The following is a 4,157-nucleotide window of genomic DNA, read 5'->3' as shown; positions in this document are numbered from 1 at the left end:
TGGGTGCCGTACCAGTCGTCGGCTCCGGCGACGGGCGCGGACATGCCCTGCTGGGCGGCGGCCGCGCGCTCGGCCTGACCCCACCTGGGCAGAGGCTCCGGCGAGGGCTTGCCCTCGACGCGCCCCGGAATCGCGACGCCGGTCTCGAGGAACTCCATCACCACGGCGTCGACGGCAGCGTTCCCTGTGCGGAAGGTACCGTGCTCGCCGCCGCCGACGACGACCAGCGTCCCGTCGAGCGTCTCGACGACCCTGTGGGCACCGGCGATCGGGGTGACGGCGTCCTTCTCCGAGTGCAGGACGAGCGGCTTCTGGTCGAGGGCGTCGCCGTTCGGCTGGATGGTGCGTGCGACCGGCGCCCAGCCCACACAGTCGTCACCGGCGGCCTCGGCCGCGGCGCGGGTGGTGAGCTTGTTTCCGCCCGTGTAGCGATCCGCCTTGGCAGCCATGACGCCGAGCTCGCTCGGCGGCGAGGCGGTCTCGTTGCACGTGATGATCGCGTTCATCTCGATGTCGGTGCGGAAGACCGGCGAGCGGCTCTCCTGAGCGGCGACGATCCGGGCGGCCGTCGGGTAGTCGACCCGGGCGATGTTGCCGCCGTCGTTGTAGTACTTGAGCATGTGCGCCAGCATCGGCCACGCCTGCTCGGAGTAGGTCGCGCCCACCGTGGCGTCGTACAACCCGGTGGTGGCGTTGTTGGTCAGACCCTGCAGCGCGACGGCGCGACCGAGACCCTCGACGCGGGCGAGGGCGGGCGCGGTGCCGTTGATGGTGTCCAGCGCGGGCCGCTCGAGCGGGGTGCCCCGCAGCTCGACGGGCAGGTCGCGGGTCTCGGCCGGCGGCGGGGTGAGGTTGGCGGGTCCCCCCACCTCCTGGTCGGTGACCCACTTCCAGGAGTGGAACACCTTGCGCGGGGTGTCGCCGAGGCCGTAGTAGTCGTCGCGCTCGGCGATCCACGTGAAGATGTCGTTCAGTCGTCGCTCCTGGGCGAGCGCGCCCTGTTCGGCCTGGGTGGACCACCGCCAGTCGGGGTGCGTGTTGGAGTCCAGCACCATGCGGCCGGTGTGCTCGGGGAACAGGGTCGCGAAGTCGGTGCCGATCGCGGTGCCGTAGGACACGCCCACGTAATCGATCTCGGCGAGCCCGAGCGATTCGCGGACGGCGTTCATGTCGCGGGCCGCGTTCTCGGTGGTGAACGAGGCCATGTAGGCCGGATCGGTCCCGAAGCAGGCGTCGTGCAGCGCGTTGGCGGTGGTGGGGCCGACGAAGGCGACGTCACAGGTCATCGGGTTGGAGCCGTAGAGGCCACGCGGCTGGACGGCCACGAGGTCGTGGTTCTCGTACAGGCCGGCGGGCGCGGTGCCGTCGAACGCGGGGCTCCAGAAGTTGAGGGCGTAGTTGCCGGGGCCGCCGGGGTTGCCGAAGACGGCCGACCGGGCCTGCCCGGAGGACGCCTTGATGCGGGTCAGTGCGACCTCGGTCCGGGCGCCGTCGGGCTGGCTGTAGTCGACGGGGACCTCGACGGTCCCGCACTCGAGACCGGCCGGCACGTACTCGGCCTCGATCCCGAGCATCTCGGTACAGTCCTGCCACTTGACCGGGGCGGCGGCAGCCACCCCGGTACCAAGAAGTGCGATCGCGCCAACGACCGCGGTGGTGCCAACGAAAGTGCTAGACGGCTGCACCGATCCCCGATTCCATGTTCTGTAGATGACTGCCAGACGAATCGGACGCCGCGACCGCTCAAGTTCACGAGCGTCACAAGCGTCCGAACCGCTCCAAATGTAGCCTGTGTCCGGTGCCACGCAGCACCAACTGGCACCGACTCAGGGAACCGTCATCCGATCGTTACCGCGAGCGGGCTTCGTGCCAGAAAAGTGCAGGCAGAAGTGGATATATCACTGTTCATGCCGGCGGTCCCGGGCCAGGACCGCGAGCGTCGCCGACACCATCGCGATGCCGGCCGAGAGCGTAGCCGCCAGCAGCAGCCAGGGTTCGGTATAGGTCCGCAGGATCACGCCGTCGACGGGCGGGTCGACCTCGGGCGGCCGGACGGCGACGAGGTCGCGCGACAGCCACCACAACACCACAGCCAGGAGCGCGGCGGTGACGGCGATGACGGCGTGGCGCCGGGCGGTCACGCCGGATCCGAGGCGGTACCTGAGCCTGTGCCCGTGCCCGTTCCGACGGAGCGGACCGCGGCCTCGAGAGCGGAGTGCAGGGCAGCCGGGTCGCGGGTCCAGGCCCGGACCTCGGCACCGGTGTCCAGGCGCAGTCCCACGGAGCGCCGGCGCCGGGGGATCTCGCGGAGCTCCCCGAGCGTGCGGGCGGTCTCCCACGAGGCCTCGGGGCGGCCGTCACCGGGCAGCGGCAAGACCTCTTCTACGCGGTCGAGTTCGAGTTCCTCGGTTCCCTGGATGTACGTGGTCGGTGTGAGCCGGACACGACCGTGGACGCGGGTGGCGGCGATCATCACCCCGTGGCACATCGCCGCGGCGATCGCGCAGACAGTGAGCATGAGCCAGTGGACGGGTGCGCCGGCGATCAGCTCGAACACCGCGGCGCTCGCGCAGAACAGCGGCGCGGCGAAGATCCAGGCCCAGCTCCACCCGTCTTCGGCAAAGAGGATGGGGCCCTCGGGTTCCGGCCCCGGCCGGTCAGGCTCACTCGCCGGCACGGGCACCGCCGCCGGTCGTGAACTTCATGGCCTCGGCGGTGTGCTGACGCCATACGGCGGTTGCGGCGCACAGCCCCGCGAGGATCTGCAGCGAGATCACGACAAAGGTGACGATCTCGCCGCGCTCCCCCGCCACGGCGACTCCACCGAACACGCCGATCACCACCGAGACCGCGTCCACCACGAGGAAGATCGCGACGATGTCGAGCATCGTCCGGGCCCAGCCCTTTCCTGCCCGCAGCCGGAAGGCCAGCCACACGGTCACCACGCTGACGAGCACCGCCAGGACGGCGCCCACGATCCGGGCCATGCCGAACAGCGCCTCGATGGAGATGTCGGTGCTCCCGGCGGTCTCGACGGCGTCGCGGAACGCGTCACGCGTGGCCGGGGGCAGGTCGCCGAACCGGGAGGTGGCGGCGTTGAGCAGCATCCCCACCAGTGCGAACCCGGTGGCGGCGAGCCACAGGCCCCAGGCGGAGTGGACATCGTCGGGTACTGGCCCGGCGGGGCTCTCGGGACGACCGTCGGCGCGCTCGGAGGGGTCGTCGGTCCGCTCCGGTGGGCGCCACGGGCCGGTGCCGGTCACCGGGAGCCCCACCCGTCGGCGAGGAGGCGTGCAGCGTGAAGCGCCCAGTAGGTCAGGACGATGTCCGCGCCGGCGCGGCGGATGGAGGTCAACGACTCCATCACCGCCGGGTCGTGGTCGATCCACCCGCGCTCGGCGGCGGCGGAGATCATCGCGTACTCCCCGGAGACCTGGTAGGCGGCCACGGGCACGTCCGAGATCTCGGCGGTCTGGCGCAGCACGTCGAGGTAGCTCATCGCCGGCTTGACCATGACCATGTCGGCGCCTTCATCGAGGTCCAACCGCACCTCGCGCAGCGACTCGCGCAGGTTGGCGGGGTCCTGCTGGTAGGTGCGCCGGTCGCCACGCAGCGAGGACCCGACGGCCTCGCGGAACGGCCCGTAGAACGCGCTGGCGTACTTGGCGCTGTACGCCAGCACGGCCACGTCCTGGTAACCCTCGCGGTCCAGCGCCTCGCGGATGGCGGCGATCTGGCCGTCCATCATCCCGCTCGGCCCCACCACGTGGGCGCCGGCGGCGGCCTGGGCCACGGCGAGGTCGTTGTAGGCGGCCAGGGTGGCGTCGTTGTCGACGACCTGCTCGCCCCGCGGGTCCGTGCCGAGGACACCGCAGTGGCCGTGGTCGGTGAACTCGTCCAGGCAGGTGTCGGCCATCACCACGAGATCGTCGCCCACCTCCTCGCGGACGGCGGTCAGTGCCCGGTTGAGGATGCCGTCGGCCGCGGCGCCGCAACTGCCCGAGGCGTCCTTGTGCTCATCGAGCGGGACCCCGAACAGCATGATTCCGCCGAGTCCCGCCTCGGCGGCGGCGGCGGCCTCACGGCGCAGGGAGTCGACGGTGTGCTGCACGACCCCGGGCAGGGAGGAGATGGCGTGCGGCGCGTCGAGACCGTCG

At 71.3% G+C, this 4,157-nt stretch carries 5 protein-coding genes; all 5 read right to left on the bottom strand.

Translation table 11 applies throughout. From position 1 onward, the window contains the following. Positions 1–1,616, bottom strand: a 1,616-nt coding sequence (locus G6017_RS05270) for an alpha/beta fold hydrolase (RefSeq protein ID WP_182616259.1), incomplete at its 3' end; no start/stop codon positions are given. A gap of 282 nt (positions 1,617–1,898) precedes the next feature. Next, positions 1,899–2,141, bottom strand: a complete 243-nt coding sequence (locus tag G6017_RS05265; protein WP_182616257.1) for a hypothetical protein — start codon at positions 2,139–2,141, stop codon at positions 1,899–1,901. After that, the gene (gene mce1N / locus G6017_RS05260) at positions 2,138–2,677 is read right to left on the bottom strand and encodes a transport-regulating membrane protein Mce1N (RefSeq protein WP_182616255.1); all 540 of its coding nucleotides are present in this window, start codon (positions 2,675–2,677) and stop codon (positions 2,138–2,140) included. The genes G6017_RS05265 and mce1N overlap by 4 nt, the downstream gene beginning before the upstream one ends. Beyond that, positions 2,664–3,263: a hypothetical protein gene (locus tag G6017_RS05255; protein WP_182616254.1), complete on the bottom strand. Its 600-nt coding sequence runs from the start codon at positions 3,261–3,263 to the stop codon at positions 2,664–2,666. Before G6017_RS05255 ends, mce1N begins: the two co-directional genes overlap by 14 nt. Then, positions 3,260–4,157: porphobilinogen synthase (hemB, locus tag G6017_RS05250; RefSeq protein ID WP_182616252.1), on the bottom strand; the 898-nt coding region annotated here is incomplete at its 5' end. The genes G6017_RS05255 and hemB, both read right to left, overlap by 4 nt.

Source organism: Dietzia sp. B44, assembly GCF_014145245.1.
Taxonomy (GTDB): domain Bacteria; phylum Actinomycetota; class Actinomycetes; order Mycobacteriales; family Mycobacteriaceae; genus Dietzia; species Dietzia natronolimnaea.
This window is presented reverse-complemented; position numbering and strand designations above follow the sequence as displayed.